We start from the raw sequence: 18,313 nt of genomic DNA, 5'->3' as shown, positions 1-18,313 counted from the left end.
CTCGCCGCGCAGGCCCGCGAGCGCCACAGGATCGTGGAGCGCTTCCTGATCGCGCTCGGCGTCAGCGCCGAGACCGCGCGCCGCGACGCCGAGGGCATCGAGCACCATGTCAGCGCCGAGACGCTGGACGCCTTCCGCCGCTTCGCCGACGGGCGCTCGGACGCCTGAAGGCGCTTTCGCCGGATCGTTTGCGGGGCGCGAGCCCGACCGCGCGTCGGCGCTCACGAGAAGACGAGGCCTTTCAGGCCGTAGGCCCGATCCGCACGGCGCGGCCGTCCTCGACCAGCACCTCCGCCGGCAGCGGATGGCCGAGGAAGCCGGTGGGGCTCGCGGTGAGCCCGTAGGCGCCCGATTGCAGCACCGCCACGAGGTCGCCGGCCGCGAGCTCCGGCAGCGGGGCCGCCCGCGCCAGGGTGTCGAGGGGCGTGCAGAGGGGCCCGACGAGGGCCGCCGGGCTGCGCTCCGCCCCCTCCCCTTCCACCACCGCCGCGACGGGAAAGTCGCGCTTCACGATCTGCCCGAGATTGCCCGACGCCGCGAGATGGTGGTGCATGCCCCCGTCGGCGATCACGAAGCGGCTGCCGCGGGAAGGCTTCACCGCCCGCACCCGCACCACGTAGAGCCCCGCCTCGCCGACGAGGTATCGGCCGGGCTCCAGCACGACGCGGGCCTCCGTGAGCAGCGGGTCCGCGCGAAGCCGCTCGCGCAAGGGCGGGAGGCCGTCGCGCAGGGCGTCGAGGTCGAGGGGCTCTTCGCCCGCGAAGTAGGGGATGCCGAGGCCGCCGCCGAGATCGATCGTGGCGAGAGGCCGCCCGCTGCGGGCGGCGATCCGGGCGGCCAGCTCCAGCCCGTGCGCCCACTGCGCCAGCAGCGTCGGGGCGGAGAGCCCCTGCGTGCCCGCGAAGAGGTGGAGGCCGGAGAGCTTGAGGCGTGGCTCGGCGGTCACCGCGTCGACGGCGGCGTCGAGCGCCTCCTCGTCGAAGCCGAAGGGCGAGGCCTTGCCGCCCATGCGCATCGCCCCGCCCTGGGCGGCGGCCGAGGGGTTGACCCGGATCGCCACCGGCGCGACCCGCCCCGCCCTGGCGGCGGCCGCGGCGACGCGGGCCATCTCCTCGCGGTTCTCGAGGTGGATCTCGCCGATCCCTCCGGCGACCGTCGCCTCGATGTCCCCGTCGCTCTTGCCCGGTCCTGCGAACAGGATGCGCTCCGGCGGCACCCCGGCGGCGAGCGCGGCGCGGAACTCGGCGCCGGAGGCGATCTCGGCTCCGGCCCCCTCCTCCCGGAAGACGCGGACGATCTCGGGCCGCGGATTCGCCTTCACCGAGTAGTCGACCGACGCGAAGCCTTCGAGCGCTCGCGACAGCGCCCGGTAGCGGGCGCGCATGATCCCTGCATCGTAGACGAAGAGCGGCGTGCCGTGCGCCTCGGCCAGCGCCGCCAGGTCGAGCCCGCCGACCTGAAGGGCACCATCGCGGCGGGGGAAATGCGCGGCGACGAGGTGGTCGGCGAGGTTCTGCGTCACGAGAGGCGCTCGGCGGCGAGGCGCTTGTAGTCGACCTTGCCGTTAGGGGTCAGGGGCAGGCTCTCCACCCGCTCGACGGCACGAGGCACCATGTGGGGGGCGAGGGCGCGACGCATCTGCGCGAGCACCTCCCCGTCCGAGAGCGCGGCGCCCTCCCCGTCTCCGGCCGGCACGGCAACGGCGTGGATGCGGGCGCCGAGGCTCGGGTCGGGCAGGCCGATCACCGCCGCCTGCCGGAAGGCGCCGGTCGCCATCAGCGCGGCTTCCACCTCGGTGGGGCTGACGCGGAAGCCTTGGCTTTTGATCATCGCGTCCTCGCGGCCGAGGAAGGTGAAGTAGCCCTCCGCGTCCTCGACCACGCGGTCGCCGGAGCGGCAGACGAGGCCCCTGCCCGGGTCCCGCGGGTCCGGCACCAGCACCCGGGCGGTTTCCTCCGGCCGGTTCCAGTAGCCCATCGAGACCGTCGGGCCGGCATGGAACAGGATGCCGGGCTCGCCGGGCTTCGTGCGCTCCCCTCGTTCGTTCACCGCGAAAATCTCGGTCTCGGGGATGGCCCGTCCGATCGAGCCCGGCCGCCGGTCGAGCTCGCCGGGGGGCAGCCAGGTCGAGCGGAAGGCTTCCGTAAGGCCGTACATCAGCACGATGTCGGTGCCGGGCAGCGCCGCGCGCAAGGCCTGGAGCGTCGGCAGCGGCACCGCACCGCCGGAGTTCGTCACGAGGCGCAGGCTCGACAGGTCAGCCGTGCGCAGAGCGGGGGCGGCCCGCGTCAGCAGGGTCCACAGGGTCGGCACCCCGGCGAGCACCGTGATGCGGTGCCGCTCGATGGCCCGGACCACCTCGTCGCCGAAGCGGAACTCCAGTAGGACGCAGACCGCCCCCTGCTCGACCGCGGTGAGGAGCTGGTTCAGGCCGTAGTCGAACGAGAACGGCAGCACCGAGAGGATGCGCTCATCCGGCCCGAGGCCGAGATAGCCCCGCACGATCCGGGTCCCCGCCAGCAGGTTGGCGTGGCTCAGCATCACCCCCTTGGGCAGGCCCGTGGAGCCCGAGGTGTAGAGGATCATGGCGAGGCTTTCGCCCGCGCGCTCGACCTGGGGGGCGGGCTCGGTGCCGTCGCTGGTCCCGTCGACCACGAGAAGGCCGTCGAGCCCGTCCAGCGCCTCGCCGAGGCCCGCCCTCAAGCTTGGTTCCGCGATCAGCACCCGCGCGCCACTGTCGGCGATGATGTGGCGGACCTGGAGGGCCTTGAGGCTCGGGTGGACCGGCACGCCGACGCCGCCGGCCCGCGACACCGCGAACAGCGCCACGCATTCGGGGATCGACTTCGGCATCAGGATCGCGACGCGGTCCCCGGCCGCGAGGCCGAGCGCCGCGAGCCGGCCGGCCAGCGCCTCGACCCGCGCCCGCAGGCCTGCGTAGCTCAAGGTCTCCTCGCCGTGCACGATCGCGGTGCGCGCGCCGGCGCAGGCCGGTCCGTCGAGAAGGTCGTGGAGCAGGACGGGCATGAGCCTTCAGGCGGCGCGCTTGCCGTCGATATGGGCGGCCAGCGCCTCGACGCTCTCGAAATGCCGCAGGTCGAAGCTCTCCTCGTCGATCTCGACGCCGAAGCGCTCGCCGAGATCGAGCACGAGGTCGAGCACCCCGATGGAGTCGAGAGCATCGCTGGTGACGAGGGAGGTCTCTGGCGTCACCGCGCCGGGTGGCAGGCCGGGGTTGCGGGCGGCGACGAAGGCGAGGATCGCCTCGCGCACCGCGGCGCGCGTCTCGATGGACACTTCTGGCTCGCTCCCCCGTTCCGGGCCGGGAGCCGGGGCATAGTCCATGGCGGCGGGGGGTGTCCATCGCGGGGCGCTCAGCCCCACGATGGAGGTCGGTTACCGCGTGGCGAACTTAATGCTCACCGCGGCCTTGGCCACGAGGCCGGGGTTGTACAGAGCGTTGAGGTACTGCCTGTAGCGCTTGTCGAAGGCGTTCTGGAGGATGAAGTCCGCCCGGATGCGGTCGTTGACCTGGTAGGAGGCGAAGAAGTCCACGAGCCCGTAGCCCTTGGTGGCCAGCGTCGTGGTGCCGGTCGGCAGGTTCACGCGAGCCTCCACGAAATTCAGGCGCGTGCCCACCGTCAGGGCTTCGTTCAGGAAGCGCAGGCCGAGCGTCGTGCTGATCCGGTCCGGCGGCACCGAGATCAGGGTCTGGTTGTTCGACCTGTCGCGCCCGTCGGTATGGGTGGCGGCCAGCGAGATGAAGCCGCCGCGCCAGTCGTAGGCGCCTTCGAGCTCGACGCCCGAAAGCTCGGCCTGCGCGACGTTCACGTATTGGAACGACTGCACCGGGATCACGCAGGGGAAGCGGCCCGGGATGCGGGCGCAGACCGAGGCCGGGATGCCGGCGATGGCGGGCACGAAGTAGGTCGGCCCGACGCCCTGGATGTTGATGTAGTTATCGACGTCGTTCTGGAAGACGGCGAGCTTGGCACGGAAGGCATCGCCGGGGCGCAGCACCTCGTCGTACTTCAGATTGACGCCGCCCTCGACGTTGTGGGCTACCTCGGGGCGTAGCCCCGGGTTCGGCAGGATGTTGAAGGCCGGGAACGGGTGGACGCCCTGCACCAGCGTCTCGGTGATCGAGGGCGCGCGGTAACCCTCGGCGTAGGTCCCGTAGAACTCGATGCCCGGCAGCGGCGAGACGCCGACCGTGATCTTCGGCGAGACCCGCTCGCCGCTGGCGCGGTAGACGCCGCCGGACAGCTCGTAATGGTCGTAGCGCAGCGCCCCGATCACCCTGAGCCAGGAGGCGTAGCGGATCTCGTCCTGGATGAAGGCGCCGGCGAGCGTGCGGTCGCCGGATGGAGTGAAGGCCGAGCCGAAGCCGCCGGCGGCGTCGCTCGTCTTCACGTGGTTGAACACCGCGTCGCCGCCGATGGTCAACGCGTGGCGGAAGTCCCAGGTGTCGAAGCGGGCGGTGTTGTGGACGTCGAACCCCTTGGTGTCGATGTCGTAGTTGATCCGGTCTCCCGCCCGCACCCCGAGGCGTCCGTAGAGCAGGCTTGCCGTGTCCGACAGGTAGGTGAGCGTGTTGTGGGTGGTCGTCGCGTAGCCCTTGATGCTGAAATCGACGAGCGGCACGTCCGGCCGGGCGAAGCGGTAGCCGAGCGTGTAGGTGTCGGCGTCGACCGCGTTGGCGAAACGGGCGCCGGCGTTGCTCGAGCCCTGGTTGGCGAAGTCGAAGCGCTGGAGGAGCGCCGTGCCGCTGATCTCGTGGCCGTCCGCCGGGCGGATGTTGAACTTGGCGAGCCCCGACTGAAGCTCGTTGCCGGTGTCGCGCACCAGCGTGCCGAGCCCGTCCCGGTAGGGGCCGTTGTTGCGATAGACGAACTGGCCGAACACGTCCGCCGCGGTGCCGATGCGGGCGCCGAGCGCCGTCGAGTTCAGGAAGCGCTGGCCGTTCGAGCCGAAGCCGAACTTCTGCACGGCACCCGCCGTCTCGTCGGGGGCGAGGATGTCGTCGATGGAGCGGGTCCGGAAGGCGACCACGCCGCCGATGGCGCCGGAGCCGTAGATGGTCGAGGTGGGCCCTCGGGTGATGTCGATGCCGCCGACGAGCTCGGGGTCGAGGTAGAACACGCCGTTGGCGGAGTGGCCGGAGGTCTGGAAGTCCTGGCGGGCGCCGTCGATGAGCACGTTGACCCGGCCGAAATCCTGGAGGCCGCGGATGTTGATGGCCTGGGCCGGGTCGTTCTGGTTCTCCTGCGTCGTCACGCCGGGCACGTCGCGCAGCACGTCCGAGAGCCGGCTCGGCTGGATGCGGTTGATCTGCTCGCGGGTGACGACGCTGGTGCCAGAGAGCGCGTCGATGGCGCGCTCCTCGGTCTTGGTGCCGGTGACGGACAGCGTGTCGAGGCTGACCTCGGACGGGGTGATCAGGCCCGCCGGCTTGCCATCCGGGCCGATGGCGATGGGGCGGCCGGGAGCGCGCGGCGGGGTGGGCTCCGGCGCGAGCGTTTGCCCCTGTGCGGCGGAGACGGCGAGAAGAGAGGCGCCGAGCGCCAGGGCGGCGCGGCGGCGCGCCAGCAGGGAACGGGCAACGGGAGACATCGGCACAACCGCTTGAAGCAAACCGGACGGGGGTTGGCTGGCTGGCGGAGGGCTGGCTGGCTCCAGGCTGCGATGCGCTTCCGAGGCGGGGCGGTCAACGATCCGTGAGCCAGTTCAGTTTCGAGCGATTCCGAGGTCGACCTGACGGATTTTCGAGTCCTTCCAGGCTCGATTTGCGACGCTCAGAGGTGTTGCGTTCCCGCCACGCTCCGGCGGGGCAGCAGGAAGGGCCGGCCGCCCTCCGGCACCCGCCCGACCGGCCAGTCGACCCGGAAGACCTCCTTCACGAGGGCGTCCCGAAGAATCGCCTCCGGGCGCCCGCGGGCGACGATACGGCCCGCGTCCATGACGATCAGGGTGTCGGCGTAGGCGGCGGCGAGGTTGAGGTCGTGGAGGATCGCGACGATGCCGGTGCCCTCCCGGCGCAGCGCGTCGGCGCAGTCGAGGATGGCGCCCTGGTGGCGCAGGTCGAGGCTGGCGGTCGGCTCGTCGAGAAACAGCACCTGCCGCGGCGCGACCGTGCGGCCGGCGGCGAGCTGGCAGAGCACCCGCGCGAACTGCGCCCGCGCCTGCTCGCCCCCCGAGAGGCTCTGGTAGGGGCGGTCGGCGAGGTGCGCCACGTCGGCCTGCGCCAGGGCCTGCCCGAGAAGGCGCTCCCGGTCCCGGCGGCTCAGCCCCCGGCCGAGTCCGTCGAGGCCGATGCGGGCGACGTCGGCCACCGAGAAGGGAAAGGCGAGGCGCGCGCTCTGCGGCAGCACTGCCCTCAGGCAGGCGAGGCGCCAGGGCCGGATGCTTGCGGCCGGCTCTGCCCCGTAGGCGAGGCGGCCGCGGGCGGGCGTCAGCTCGCCGGAGAGGAGCCGCAGCAGGGTCGACTTGCCGGCCCCGTTCGGACCGACGACCGCCTGGAAGGAGCCGGGCTCGACGGTGAGGAAGGCGTCCGTCACGAGGTCGCGCCCGTCGGCCGTGTAGGCGAGGTCCTCGGCGGTCAGCAGCGGCGACTCAGGCATCGGCGAGCCGGTTCCGGCCGAGGAGCAGCCACAGGAAGACCGGCGCGCCGACGAGCGCCGTGACGATGCCGATCGGCAGCTCGGCCGGCGCCGCCACGAGCCGGGCGGCGACGTCGGCGAGAAGCAGCAGCGCGCCGCCGAGGAGCGCGCAGGCCGGCAGCAGGCGGCGGTGCTCGGGCCCCAGCGTCAGGCGCAGCGCATGGGGCACGACGAGGCCGACGAAGCCGATCACCCCGGCGGCGGAGACCCCCGCGCCGACGCAGATCGCGACGAGCAGGATCGCGAGGCGCTTCAGCCGCTCGACGCGGATGCCGAGATGGAAGGCTTCCGCCTCCCCGAGCACCAGGGCGTTGAGGCCCCGGCCGAGGAAGGGCACCGCGACGAGCACCGGCAGGATCGCCGGGGCGGTCGCCGCGACCTTGGCCCAGGTGGCGCCCCCTAAGCTGCCCAGTGACCAGAAGGTGAGGTCGCGCAGCTGCCGGTCGTCGCTGGCGTAGACGAGGAGGCCGGTGAGCGCGCCGGTGAGTGCCCCGAGCGCGATGCCGGCGAGCAGCATGGTCGCCACGGAGGTGCGCCCGGAGCGCGTGGCGACGAGATACAGGCCCAGCGTCGCGGCGAGGCCGCCGAGGAAGGCCGCCGCCGGCAGCAGCGCGAAGGGCAGCGGGCCGGGGATGCCGAGCCCGGCCAGCAGCCGGTCGCCGAGCACGATCACGCAGGCCGCGGCGAGCCCGGCGCCGGAGGAGACGCCGACGAGGGCGGGGTCGGCGAGCGGGTTGCGGAACAGCCCCTGCATCAGCGCCCCGGAGACGGCGAGCCCCGCGCCGACCATCAGCCCGAGGAGCGTGCGCGGCAGGCGGATGTTGAGGATCACGAGGCTGTCGCGGGCGAGCATGGGGTCGGCCCAGCCGCCGGTCAGAACCTCGAGGACGCGGGCCGGTCCGATCGGCACGGCGCCGGTGCCGATCGAGAGCAGGCAGGCGGCGAGCGCGAGGAGCGCCAGCGCCGCGAAGGCGAGGCCCGTCGCGGTCCGTCCCGAGGGCAGGCTGTGCGGGGCCGCGGCCACCGCCTCAGCCACGCGGCAGGTCCGGGTAGAGCGCCCGCATCAGCTCGCTCGCCGCCTGGGGCGTGCGCGGGCCGAAGCCGAGGAGCGTGAGCCCGTCCATGCCGATGAGCGCCCGCTTTCCCGCCGCAGGGGTCTGGCCGAGCGCCGTGCCGGGGGCGAAGACCGTCTCGGCGGAGGGGGCGTCGGGGCCGTTCCTCATCATCACCACGGCCTCGGGGGCGGCGGCGACGATGGCCTCGTCGGTGATCGGCTTGAAGCCCTGGATGTCGGCCGCGGCGTTCTGTGCGCCGGCGAGGCTCAGGATGCCGTCGGCGGTGCTGTCGCGGCCCCCGACCATGACGCGGCCCTGCGCCATCGAGAGCACGAGCAGCACCCGCGCGGGCCGGGTGATCCGGGCGCGCTCGGCGGCGAGCGAGGCGAAGCCCGCCCTCACCTCCTCGGCGAGCGCCTTCGCCGGTGCGTCGAGCCCGGCGAGGCGGCCGACCGTCTCGATCTTGTCGAGGACGCCCTCGGCGGTGGGCGGCTCACGCACGAGGTGGACCGGCACGCCGGCCTCGCGCACGAGCGCCAGCACGTCCGGCGGGCCGGCGCCCTCGGTGGCGATGACGATGTCGGGCCGCGTCGAGAGCAGGCCCTCCGCCGAGAGGGCGCGGAGGTATCCGGCGTTGGGCTTGTCGCGCAGCGCCTCGGCCGGGTGCAGGCTCGTGGTGTCGACGACGACGATCCGCGGAGCGCCGCCGAGCCGGTAGAGGATCTCGGTGACGGCGCCGCCGAGCGAGGCGATGCGGGCGGGCGCCGCCTCCGCCGCGAAAGCGGCGCGGTGGCCGGCACCTGCCGCGAGGGCGGCAGCCAGCAGCGTGCGGCGGGAGAGGACGGCGCTCATTTGGTGAGGATCAGCTTGTCGTTGGCGGTGATGCGCAGGCGGTAGGGCTCGCCGGCGTGGAGGATGACGATCTCCCGGCGGCCCTGCATCAGGTGTGCCGAGGAGACGGGCTCGGCGCCGGGCCCGGACGGGGGCGACGATGGGACTGCGGCACGCGCGCCGTCCGCGCCGGACCCGTCAGGATTGTCCTTTGACATGCTGCCGCTTCGCGTGGAATCCACTTTGGAATTACTCGACTTCCAAAGGGAGATACTTCCGATCCGATCTCGTAAGGGGGGTTTTGCTCGCAGGCAAGATAAGCTAGGCGGCGTCGGGCGCGCACCTGCCCCCAGCGCCGGTGCGGCTCAGCGCAAGGGAGAGACCGCCGATGTTCATCGCCATGAACCGCTTCCAGGTGCTCAAGGACGAGACGCAGGCCTTTGAGCAGGTCTGGCTGACCCGCGAGAGCACGCTCCACGAGCTGCCGGGCTTCGTCGAGTTCCACCTGCTGCGCGGGCCCGACCGGGAGGACCACGTGCTCTACGCCTCGCACACGGTCTGGGAGTCGAAGGCCGATTTCGAGGCCTGGACCCGCTCCGAGCAGTTCCGCCAGGCCCACCAGCGGGCCCCGGGCGCCAAGCCGCTGACGCTCGGCCACCCGCAGTTCGAGGGCTTCGAGGCGATCCAGACCGTCAGGAACGGCCGCGCCGAGGCGCTGGCGTGAGCCTCGCGGCCGAATCGGAGGTCCTGGCGCGGCTGCGTGCCGACATCGCCGAGAAACCGGACGGGGTGCTGGAGGAGCTCGCCGCCCGCCACGGCGTGCCCTTCCGGACGGTGCTCGACGCCCTCCCCGAAGGACAGGCGGTCGCCGTGCCCGGCGCGCGGTTCGAGGATGTCTGGGCCGATCTCACCGACTGGGGGGCGATCATGCTCATCGTCCACACGGGGGACGGCGTGTTCGAGTGCGCCGGCGCGCTGCCGCCGGGCACGAGCGGGCGCGGGTTCTTCAACATCCACGGCGACAGCCCGATCGGCGGGCATCTCAGGGCGGACCGCTGCGCGGCGATCTACTTCGTGGACCGGCCCTTCTTCGGGCGCCGCTCGCTCTCGCTCCAGTTCGTGAGCGTCGACGGGGCGGCGATGTTCAAGGTCTTCGTCCGCCGCGGTCCCGACCGGGCGCTCGACGAGGAGCAGACCGGGCGCTTCGAGCGCCTGCGGGCGGCGGAAGCGGGGCGCGTCGCGTAGCGCCTTCTCGCAGACATCCTCCCGCGAAGCGCAAGCGCGACTGCGCGCCGGCGCCCACGCGCCGAACCGCGCAGGCTCCGTCCGGAGCCTGCGCCATGAACATCATGCCCAGGCGGCGACGGCGGGGACCCCCTCGTCCTCGGGGATCACGTCGACCTCGACCTTGAGGCGCTGCGCCCCGGAGGCGGTGACGATGCCATCGAGCGGGGAGACGTCGCCGTAGTCGCGGCCGCGGGCGACGACGATGTGGTCGTCGCGCACGCCGATGCCGTTGGTCGGATCGAGGCCGATCCAGCGCTCCCCGCACCAGACCGCGACCCAGGCGTGGCTGGCGTCTGCGCCGCGCAGCCGCGGACGGCCCGGCGGCGGGATGGTGCGCAGGTAGCCGCTGACATAGGCGGCCGGCAGGCCGAGGCCGCGCAGGCCCGCGATCATGATGTGGGTGAAGTCCTGGCAGACGCCGGCCCGCAGGGCGAAGGCCTCTGCGAGCGGCGTGGCGACCGTGGTCGCCTTGGAATCGAAGCGAAAATCCGAGCGGATGCGGGCCATCAGCGCGAAGGCGCCGCCATAGGCGCTGCGGCCGGGCCAAAAGCTCTCGCGGGCGTAGTCCGTCACCGCGGAGACGAGGGGCACCCGCTGGCTCGGGAAGACGAAATGCACCGGATCGTTCGGCGTCAGGCCCCGGCCCGCCACCGCCCGGTCGCGGACGCTCTCCCAGGCCGGGCCCGATTCGGGCTCCGGCAGCGGGCCCCGCTCGACGGCGACCCGCGAGACCGCCTCGACCCGGAACTCGCTGTGGGGCGTGGCGACGGTGACGGACGTGACCTCGGCGCCGAAGAAGTCGCGACGGCTCGCGCGGGTGGCGGGCTCGGGGGAGATCGCGAGCGCGCGCGACAGCACCGTCTGCCCCTCGCCCTCGCTAGGCGCGAGGCGGATCGCGCAGCGGGCGAAGCGCGCCGGCCGGCGGTAGCGGTAGGTGGTGAGATGGCGCAGCGTGTAGATCACGCGAGCCCCGCGAGCTTCTCCGGGCGCAGGGCGTCGGGCCCGCCGGCGAAGTAGCGGGCGGCGACCGCCTCCGCAAGCCGCTCCAGCTCCACCTCCAGCCGGGCCATGGCGTCGCTGTCGAGGGCCTCCGCCTCGGCGCTCGCGAGCCCGCCGCAGATGCCCGCGGCGAGGCGCCGGTGCGCCTCCGGGATGCCGTCCGCCGAAAGCGCGGGCAGGGCCTCGAGATGGCGCGTGATGGCCTCGACCTGGAAGGCGACGGAGCGCGGGTTGTGGGGGTCGAGGAGCACCATGTCGCGCACCGGCGCCAGCGCCGCGCCCTGGAGGTAGCGGGCGCCGTAGGCGATCTGCGCGTCGCAGAGGGCCAACATCGTGCCGAGGTCCTCCGCCCCCGCCCCGTCCCCGGCGAAGGCCACCGCGAAGGTGCAGGTGTTGATCCCCCGCTCCAGGCGCCGGCCGAGCTCGACGAAGTGCCAGCCGGGGCCGCGGTTCATGTTCTCGTGGGTGAGGCCGGCGAGCGCCGAGACGTGGCTCAGCGCCCGCTCGGCCCGGCCGAGGAGCTGCGACTCGGCGAAGGCGCGGGTCTCGTCCAGCGAGAGCAGGTCGGTGAGGTCGGCGAGCACCCGCCAGGCTTCCCCCGACAGGCGCGGGCGCAAGGCGGCGGCGTTGCGGCGGGCGGCGGTGACGTGGGCGCGGGCGGAGCCGTGGCGCTCGCGCCCGACAAGCGCCTCCTGCGCCAGCGCAGCGGTAGGCAGGTCCGCGTCGTGGACCGCGCCCCACTCCTCGAGGAGGCCGCGGATGCGCGCGGAGGTCGCCTGGCTCGGCTCTCCGGCGACGTCGGTGGCAAGCGCCGCGCCGGTGTTGCGCAGATGCGCGAGGACGAGGCGGATTACCGCCTCCGTCCGCTCCGTGTAGCGGCCGAACCAGAACAGCTCGTCGGCGGCCCGCGACGGCAGTTGCCCGGCGATGCGGCGGGGCCTCGCGATCCGCTGGGCGAGGAGCGTCGGCGTCGTCACCGGCTGGTCGGACAGCACCCAGACGTCGGCGGAGCGGATGCCGAGGCGCATCTCGGTCGGGTCGAGGCCGGGGCGCTCGGCGATGCGGCAGAAGCCGCCGGGCATCACCTGCCAGCCCGACGCCGTGCGGGCGGCAAAGACCCGGAGCGCGAAGGGCCTGGGCACGAGGCGCAGGCCGTCGGGGCCCCGCTCCCAGGACGGGGTGGTCGAGAGCGGGCTCGGCTCCTGGCCGACATAGTCGAAGGGCCGGTCGTCGAGGGCGCGCACCACGTCCTCCCGCTCCGCGGCGAGCGCGGCCGGGCCGAGGATGGCGTCGCGCCCGGCGCCCCGCTGCGGGGTCGCGGCCGGGCGGAGCGTCAGGGCGTCGAGGTTGGCGCGGACATGCGCGAGCCCCGCCGGGTCGCCGCACCACCAGGCGCGGGGGCTCTCGAGGATCAGGTCCTGGCCCAGCACGGCCCGGGCGAGGCCGGGCAGGTAGGGGCTCAGCGCGCCCGACTCCACCAGTCCCGAGCCCGGCATGTTGGCCATCACCAGGCTGCCGTTGCGCAGCGCCTCCAGCACGCCCGGCACGCCGAGGCGGGAGACCGGGTTCAGCTCCAGCGGATCGAGATAGTCGGCGTCGATCCGCCGCCACAGCGCGTCGGCGCGCTTCAGCCCGGCGATGGTGCGCACGTGCAGGCGCCCGCCCTGCATGACGAGGTCCTCGCCCTGCACGAGCATCAGGCCGAGGTAGCGGGCGAGGGCCGCCTGCTCCACGTAGGTCGAGGAGAACGGCCCGGAGGTGAGCAGGCAGATGCGCGGCTCGCTGCGCTCGGCGCCGAGCGACAGCCCCTCCCGCAGGGCCTGGAAGAAGCCCGGCAGGCGCTCGACGTGGAGCGTCTCGAGAAGGTCCGGGAAGGTCCGCGCCAGGACCATGCGGTTCTCCAGCGCGAAGCCGAGGCCCGAGGGCGCCTGGGTGCGGTCGGCCAGCACCTGCCAGCGCCCGTCCGGCCCCCGGCCGATATCGGCGGCGTAGAGCTTGAGGTAGCGCCCCCCCGGCGGGGCGACGCCGTGCAGGGGTCGCAGGAACTCGGGGCTTCCCGCCACCACCGCCGCCGGCAGCAGCCCTTCCGCCGCCAGCCGTCCCGGCCCGTAGCAGTCGGCGAGGATCGCCTCCATCAGCTCGGCGCGCTGCTCGATGCCCCTGGCGAGCGATCGCCACTCGGCCGCCTCGACGACGAGGGGGAGGGAGCCGAGCGGCCAGGCATGCTCCCGCTGGTCGCCGTAGATCCGGTAGGAGATGCCCGCGTCCCGGATGTGGCGCTCCGCCGAGACGAAGCGGGCCATGATGTCGGATTCGTCCAGCCGCGCCAGCGCGTCGAGGAAGCCCGGCCAGGCGCCGCGGTGGAAGCCGTCCGCGCCGACGAGCTCGTCGGGCAGGCCGGGATCGGGCCGGTAGGCCGCGATCCAGCGGGCGAGGCGCTCCCGCGCGACCGCGCTCACGGCTGCACGCTCATGGCACGGCCGGCGTCATGACGGCCCCGGCACCCGCAGATCGAGGGTCGTCGGGAACTCCGGGTTCGTCTCCGGCGCCGGCATCGCGACGGCGCCCGGCGTATGGCCGTGGGCCTGGAAGCGGGCCAGCCGCCGCCCCTCCGCCTCGTAGCTGTTGACCGGGTGCGTCTCGTAGTTGCGCCCGCCGGGATGCGCCGCGTGGTAGCGGCAGCCGCCGAGGGACCGCCCGCTCCAGGCGTCGAGGATGTCGAAGGTCAGCGGCGCGTGGGCGGGGATCGTCGGGTGCATCGAGGAGGCGGGCTGCCAGGCCTTGAAGCGCAGGCCCGCCACCGCCTCGCCGGCGGTCCCGGTCGGGGTCATCGGCAGGCGGCGGCCGTTGCAGGCGATGACGTGGCGGCCGGGCACGAAGCCCTCCACCCGCACCTGCAGGCGCTCGACGGAGCTGTCGACGTAGCGCACGGTCCCCCCGATCGTCCCCTCCTCGCCGAGCACGTGCCAGGGCTCCAGCGCCTGCCGCAGCTCCAGGCCGACGCCGCCCCGCTCCACCTGCCCGAAGACGGGGAAGCGGAACTCCCGCTGCGCCACGAAGGCGGTCGGGTCGAAGGCGTAGCCAGCCTGACCCAGATCCTCCAGCACGTCGAGGAAGTCCGCCCAGAGGAAATGGGGGAGCATGAAGCGATCATGCAGCGCCGTGCCCCAGCGGACACAGCCGCCCGTGCGGGGCTCCCGCCACAGCCGGGCGACCAGGGCCCTGAGCAGGAGCTGTTGGGCGAGGCTCATGCGCGGGTCCGGCGGCATCTCGAAGCCGCGGAACTCGAGGAGCCCGAGGCGGCCGGTCGGCCCGTCCGGCGAGTAGAGCTTGTCGATGCAGATCTCGGAGCGGTGGGTGTTGCCCGTCACGTCCACGAGGATGTTGCGGAAGATCCGGTCCACCATCCAGCGGGGGATGTTGGGCGCGTCCGGCGCCGGCACCTGGGCCAGCGCGATCTCCAATTCGTAGAGCCCGTCGTGGCGGGCCTCGTCCATGCGGGGCGCCTGGCTGGTCGGGCCGATGTAGAGGCCGGAGAACAGGTAGGAGAGCGAGGGGTGGCGCTGCCAGGTCAGCACCAGGCTCTTCAGAAGGTCCGGCCGGCGCAGGAAGGGCGAGTCGTCCGGCGTCACGCCGCCGAGCACCACGTGGTTACCGCCGCCCGTGCCGGTGTGGCGGCCGTCGATCATGAACTTCTGGGCGCCGAGCCGGGTCTGGCGGGCATCCTCGTAGAGGCCGGTCGTGATCTCCACCGCCTCCAGCCACGTCGCGGCGGGGTGGACGTTGACCTCGATGACGCCGGGGTCGGGCGTCACCTTGATGATCCCGACGCGGGGGTCGAAGGGCGGCTCGTAGCCCTCGATCTGCACGGGCACGCCCGCCTTGCCCGCCGCCGCCTCGATGTGGCCGAGGAGCTCCAGGTATTCGTCGGCCCGCTGGAGCGGTGGCATAAAGACGTGGACGATCCCGTCGCGGGGCTCGACGGCGAGCGCCGTGCGCACGGCGACCCCTGTGACGCCGGAGCCGTTGGCGGTGCGGGGGCCGCCCTCGGCGCCCTCCGGCAGCGCGCCCCGCGCCTCCAGCGGGTCCTGGGGCTGGTAGTAGGGGTAGTGCTCGGGCGGCACGTGGGGCAGGCTCGCCAGCGGTAGGCGGAAGCCGAGCGGCGAGTCCCCGGCCGTCAGGAAGGCCCCGCCCCGGCGGAACGCCCAAGCCTCCGAGATCCAGAGCCGCTCGTCGTCCTCGCCGGTCGGCAGGCTCGCCAGAGGCAGCACGTAGCCCGCCGGGTTGCCGAGGCCGCGGGCGAAGACTCTTCGCATGCGGGCGTCCGCCTCCGGGCTGGCGAGCCGCGGTTCGTCGGGCGTGACGTTGACGGGCAGGTCCGCCTCCCGCTCCTCCCAGTAGCCGGGGTCCTCGAAGGCTGGGAAGACGAACTCTTCGAGGGCGAGCCGCGCCGCGATGCCCTCGGCGACGGCCCTCGCCTCCTCCGCGCCGGCGTCGCGGGAACCGTCCTCGGAGGCGATCAGCGCCGGGTCGCGCCAGACCGGCACCCCGTCCTTGCGCCAGTACAAGCCGAAGGCCCAGCGGGGCAGGCTCTCGCCGGGATACCACTTGCCCTGGCCGTAATGCAGGGCGCCGCCCGGGGCGAAGCGCTCGCGCAGGCGCCGGATCAGCCGGTCTGAGAGGCCGCGCTTCGTCGGCCCCAGCGCCGCCGCGTTCCACTCCGGCGCCTCGAAATCGTCGATCGAGACGAAGGTCGGCTCGCCGCCCATGGTCAGGCGCACGTCGCCCTCCGCGAGATCGGCGTCGACCCGCTCGCCGAGCGCGTCCATCGCCGCCCAGACGGCATCCGAGTAGGGCTTCGTCACCCGCGGCGCCTCGTGGATGCGGGTCACCGCCATCTCGAAGCCGAACTCGACCCCGGCCGGCTCGGCCAGTCCCTCGATCGGCGCGGCCGAGCGGTAGTGCGGGGTGGCGGCGAGCGGGATGTGTCCCTCCCCGCAGAACAGGCCGGAGGTGGCGTCGAGCCCGACCCAGCCGGCGCCGGGCAGGTAGACCTCCGCCCAGGCGTGGAGGTCGCAGAAATCGGTCGCGGTGCCCGTCGGCCCGTCGACGGCGGTGGTGTCGGGCACGAGCTGGATCAGGTAGCCGGAGACGAAGCGGGCGGCGAGCCCGATCCGGCGCAGCACCTGCACGAGGAGCCAGGCGGAGTCCCGGCAGGAGCCGCCCTTCAGCCGCAGGGTCTCGGCCGGGCTCTGGACGCCGGGCTCCATCCGCACCCCGTAGGTGATCCGCGAGGCGACGAGTCCGTTCAGCGCAACGAGGAAGGGGATGGTGGCCGACGCCTCCGGCAGGTCGGCGAGGAAGCTCTCGATCTCCGGACCCTCCGCCTCCTCGGGGGCGAGGTAGGGCGCGAGTTCGCGCTTCAGCCCGTCCTCGTAGGCGAAGGGCCAGCCTTGAGCGCTCTCCTCCAGGAAGAAGTCGAACGGGTTGATGACCGCCATGTCGGCGGTGAGGTCGACCTCGATCGTGAGTTCGTCGGTCTTCTCAGGGAAGACCAGGCGGGCGAGCCAGTTGCCGTGCGGGTCCTGCTGCCAGTTCACGAAGTGGTTCGCCGGGCTCACCTTCAGGGCGTAGGCCGGCACGCGCGTGCGGGCGTGGGGAGCCGGGCGCAGGCGCACCACCTGGGGGCCAAGCGCGATCGGCCGGTCGTAGCGGTAGCGGGTGACGTGGTGCAGGGCGGCTTGGATCGACACGGAGGCTCCGGGAGGTTCGTCTCGGGACGCGTTCACACGATGCCGGCTGGGCGAGCCGCGACCGGATCGCCCTCCCCTCGGGGTATGCCATGGCGGCGGGCCGCGGCAATGCCCGGACGGGGCCGGCAGGCGGCCGATGGAGGCAAGGATCGTGCTTGTGTCGCGCTGCGATGAACGGGGCGGAACCTTCGCCGTCCCGGTCCCTTGACGGGGCGGGCCGTCCCGCGCCCCAGGCGTTCCGGCCAATGAAGATCTTCCAGTGCCAGGCCTGCGACCAGCCGGTCGGTTTCGAGAGCACGGTCTGCGAGAGCTGCGAGCGGCGGCTCGGCTACGTCTGCGAGGCGCACGAGGTCTCGGCGATCGAGCCCGCCGGCCCATCCGCGAATCCCGCCTTCCCCGGCGCGCCGACCTTCCGCGCCTACGCCCGGCCGGGGGTGCGGATGCGCTTCTGCGCCAACGCCGAGCTCGGCGGCTGCAACTGGCTGGTCCCGGACGATTCCGAGGACCACTACTGCACGACCTGCCGCCACAACCGCGTGGTGCCCGATCTCTCGGTGCCCTGGAACCTCGTCCGCTGGCGGCAGATCGAGGCGGCCAAGCACCGGCTGTTCTACGGGCTCCTGCGCCTCGACCTGCCGCTCGCCACCCGCTCCGAGGAGCCGGACGGCCTCGCCTTCGACTTCCTCGTCGACCCGGCGGAGGCGTTCCTCGCCGGGCCGCCGGTGATGACGGGCCATCTCGACGGGCTCATCACCCTCAACATCGCCGAGGCCGACGACGTGGAGCGCGAGCGCCGGCGGACCCTCTTCGGCGAGTTCTACCGGACGCTGCTCGGACACTTCCGCCACGAGATCGGCCACTACTTCTGGACGATCCTGGTGCGCGACGCCTGCGCGCTGCCCGCCTTCCGCGCCCTGTTCGGCGACGAGCGGGCCGATTACGGGGCCGCCCTCCAGGCGCATTACGCGCGCGGGGCGCCGGAGGGCTGGTCGGAGCGCTTCGTCTCGGCCTACGCCACCAGCCATCCCTGGGAGGACTTCGCCGAGACCTTCGCCCACTACCTGCACATCGTGGACACGATCGAGACCGCGAGCACCTTCGAGATGCGCCTGCGCCCGCGCCTGCGCCACGGACCGGAGACGCCCGTCGAGATCGACTTCGACCCCCACCGCACCGCCGATTTCGGCCGCGTCGTCGCCGCCTGGATGCCGCTGACCTACGCGCTCAACTCGCTCTCGCGGAGCATGGGCCAGCCGGCGCTCTACCCGTTCAAGCTCGCACCAGCGGTGATCGCCAAGCTCGCCTTCGTCCACGAGCGCATCTACGCCGTGCGCGCCGACGGCCTGCCGGAGTCCGATTCCGACCCGCTCCGGGCCGTCATCGCGGGCCTGCGCAGCCCCGTCGCCGCGCCGAACGTCTGATCCGGAGTATCCGTCGAACAGACCTGTTCGACGTGAAGCCCGAACGGGCGCCCGCGCCCATGCGCGGAACGTCCCGGCGTCGGACGACGCCGGGACGCGCTTTCAAAATCGCGTCGTCAGCGCGGTCAGCCAGTCGGGCGAGGCGTCGACGAGCAGGGTTTCGGCGCGCTTGTCGAGCCCGGTCAGCACCAGGAGGCCCGCCGCGAGAAGCGCCAGGCCGAGCATGGGTTTCAGCACCCGTGCCGAGGCCGCCAGCCGCCCGCGCCAAGCTCCGGCGAGGCGACGCGAGAGCAGCCCGAGCCCGAGGA

15 protein-coding genes and 1 pseudogene are annotated in these 18,313 nt (G+C 73.3%); 4 read left to right on the top strand and 12 right to left on the bottom strand.

Features of this window, described 5'->3' with window-relative positions:
- On the top strand, positions 1-168 hold a 168-nt coding region (locus MFF04_RS18855; RefSeq protein ID WP_283206388.1), incomplete at its 5' end, for an iron dependent repressor, metal binding and dimerization domain protein.
- 73 nt (positions 169-241) lie between these two features.
- On the opposite strand, the gene MFF04_RS18850 is transcribed toward MFF04_RS18855, so the two are convergent.
- The 8 genes from MFF04_RS18850 to hemP all read right to left on the bottom strand — a co-directional run bounded on the left by MFF04_RS18850 (position 242) and on the right by hemP (position 8,655).
- Positions 242-1,522 (bottom strand): type III PLP-dependent enzyme, encoded by a 1,281-nt coding sequence (locus tag MFF04_RS18850; RefSeq protein ID WP_238278122.1) that lies wholly within the window; start codon positions 1,520-1,522, stop codon positions 242-244.
- Positions 1,519-3,027, bottom strand: a complete 1,509-nt coding sequence (locus MFF04_RS18845; protein WP_238278120.1) for an AMP-binding protein — start codon at positions 3,025-3,027, stop codon at positions 1,519-1,521. The genes MFF04_RS18850 and MFF04_RS18845 overlap by 4 nt, the downstream gene beginning before the upstream one ends.
- A 6-nt stretch (positions 3,028-3,033) precedes the next feature.
- The gene (locus tag MFF04_RS18840; protein WP_238278118.1) at positions 3,034-3,297 is read right to left on the bottom strand and encodes an acyl carrier protein; all 264 of its coding nucleotides are present in this window, start codon (positions 3,295-3,297) and stop codon (positions 3,034-3,036) included.
- A gap of 99 nt (positions 3,298-3,396) precedes the next feature.
- On the bottom strand, positions 3,397-5,613 hold the full coding sequence (locus MFF04_RS18835; protein ID WP_238278116.1) for a TonB-dependent hemoglobin/transferrin/lactoferrin family receptor: 2,217 nt from the start codon (positions 5,611-5,613) through the stop codon (positions 3,397-3,399).
- A 182-nt stretch (positions 5,614-5,795) separates the two neighbouring features.
- Complete coding sequence (locus MFF04_RS18830; protein ID WP_238278114.1) at positions 5,796-6,620, bottom strand: heme ABC transporter ATP-binding protein; 825 nt, start codon at positions 6,618-6,620, stop codon at positions 5,796-5,798.
- Positions 6,613-7,662 carry a FecCD family ABC transporter permease gene (locus MFF04_RS18825; protein ID WP_373320124.1) on the bottom strand — a complete coding sequence of 350 codons (1,050 nt, stop codon included), beginning with the start codon at positions 7,660-7,662 and terminating at the stop codon, positions 6,613-6,615. The genes MFF04_RS18830 and MFF04_RS18825 overlap by 8 nt, the downstream gene beginning before the upstream one ends.
- Positions 7,663-7,687: 25 nt before the next feature.
- Positions 7,688-8,566, bottom strand: coding sequence for a heme/hemin ABC transporter substrate-binding protein (locus tag MFF04_RS18820; RefSeq protein WP_238278112.1), 879 nt, complete (start codon positions 8,564-8,566; stop codon positions 7,688-7,690).
- Positions 8,563-8,655: a hemin uptake protein HemP gene (gene hemP, locus MFF04_RS18815; RefSeq protein WP_238278110.1), complete on the bottom strand. Its 93-nt coding sequence runs from the start codon at positions 8,653-8,655 to the stop codon at positions 8,563-8,565. Before hemP ends, MFF04_RS18820 begins: the two co-directional genes overlap by 4 nt.
- 278 nt (positions 8,656-8,933) lie before the next feature.
- Here hemP and hmuQ point away from each other — a divergent pair, with 278 nt between their 5' ends.
- Both hmuQ and hutX read left to right on the top strand, forming a co-directional pair.
- Complete coding sequence (hmuQ, locus tag MFF04_RS18810; RefSeq protein WP_238278108.1) at positions 8,934-9,269, top strand: heme-degrading protein HmuQ; 336 nt, start codon at positions 8,934-8,936, stop codon at positions 9,267-9,269.
- The gene (gene hutX, locus MFF04_RS18805; protein WP_238278106.1) at positions 9,266-9,790 is read left to right on the top strand and encodes a heme utilization cystosolic carrier protein HutX; all 525 of its coding nucleotides are present in this window, start codon (positions 9,266-9,268) and stop codon (positions 9,788-9,790) included. Before hmuQ ends, hutX begins: the two co-directional genes overlap by 4 nt.
- 102 nt (positions 9,791-9,892) lie before the next feature.
- Here the strand turns inward: hutX and MFF04_RS18800 are convergent, their stop codons facing one another.
- From MFF04_RS18800 to MFF04_RS18790, 3 genes are read right to left on the bottom strand one after another with little or no spacing between them, the layout of a single operon-like run.
- Positions 9,893-10,795, bottom strand: a complete 903-nt coding sequence (locus tag MFF04_RS18800) for a transglutaminase family protein (RefSeq protein WP_238278104.1) — start codon at positions 10,793-10,795, stop codon at positions 9,893-9,895.
- Positions 10,792-13,290 (bottom strand): circularly permuted type 2 ATP-grasp protein, encoded by a 2,499-nt coding sequence (locus MFF04_RS18795; protein WP_238278101.1) that lies wholly within the window; start codon positions 13,288-13,290, stop codon positions 10,792-10,794. The genes MFF04_RS18800 and MFF04_RS18795 overlap by 4 nt, the downstream gene beginning before the upstream one ends.
- Before the next feature lie 27 nt (positions 13,291-13,317).
- Entirely contained in the window at positions 13,318-16,584 is a 3,267-nt protein-coding gene (locus MFF04_RS18790; protein WP_238278099.1) for a transglutaminase family protein, read from the bottom strand.
- Between the two features lie 245 nt (positions 16,585-16,829).
- On the opposite strand from MFF04_RS18790, the gene MFF04_RS18785 reads away from it, so the two are divergent.
- On the top strand, positions 16,830-18,005 hold the full coding sequence (locus MFF04_RS18785) for a zinc-binding metallopeptidase family protein (RefSeq protein WP_238278096.1): 1,176 nt from the start codon (positions 16,830-16,832) through the stop codon (positions 18,003-18,005).
- A gap of 102 nt (positions 18,006-18,107) precedes the next feature.
- Here the strand turns inward: MFF04_RS18785 and MFF04_RS18780 are convergent.
- Positions 18,108-18,313: pseudogene (locus tag MFF04_RS18780) on the bottom strand (cytochrome c biogenesis protein CcdA); the annotation flags it as partial.

It is taken from the genome of Methylobacterium jeotgali (genome assembly GCF_022179345.1).
In the GTDB taxonomy this organism is placed as follows: Bacteria; Pseudomonadota; Alphaproteobacteria; order Rhizobiales; family Beijerinckiaceae; genus Methylobacterium; species Methylobacterium jeotgali.
The sequence above is the reverse complement of the archived record's forward strand: the minus strand, read 5'-3'. Positions and strand labels throughout refer to the sequence as shown.

Coding starts and splice junctions, on each gene's coding strand:
- MFF04_RS18830 (WP_238278114.1), bottom strand. CDS start 6,620: ATGCCTGAGTCGCCGCTGCTGACCGCCGAGGACCTCGCCTACACGGCC.
- hmuQ (WP_238278108.1), top strand. CDS start 8,934: ATGTTCATCGCCATGAACCGCTTCCAGGTGCTCAAGGACGAGACGCAG.
- MFF04_RS18785 (WP_238278096.1), top strand. CDS start 16,830: ATGAAGATCTTCCAGTGCCAGGCCTGCGACCAGCCGGTCGGTTTCGAG.
- MFF04_RS18820 (WP_238278112.1), bottom strand. CDS start 8,566: ATGAGCGCCGTCCTCTCCCGCCGCACGCTGCTGGCTGCCGCCCTCGCG.
- MFF04_RS18845 (WP_238278120.1), bottom strand. CDS start 3,027: ATGCCCGTCCTGCTCCACGACCTTCTCGACGGACCGGCCTGCGCCGGC.
- hemP (WP_238278110.1), bottom strand. CDS start 8,655: ATGCAGGGCCGCCGGGAGATCGTCATCCTCCACGCCGGCGAGCCCTAC.
- MFF04_RS18835 (WP_238278116.1), bottom strand. CDS start 5,613: ATGTCTCCCGTTGCCCGTTCCCTGCTGGCGCGCCGCCGCGCCGCCCTG.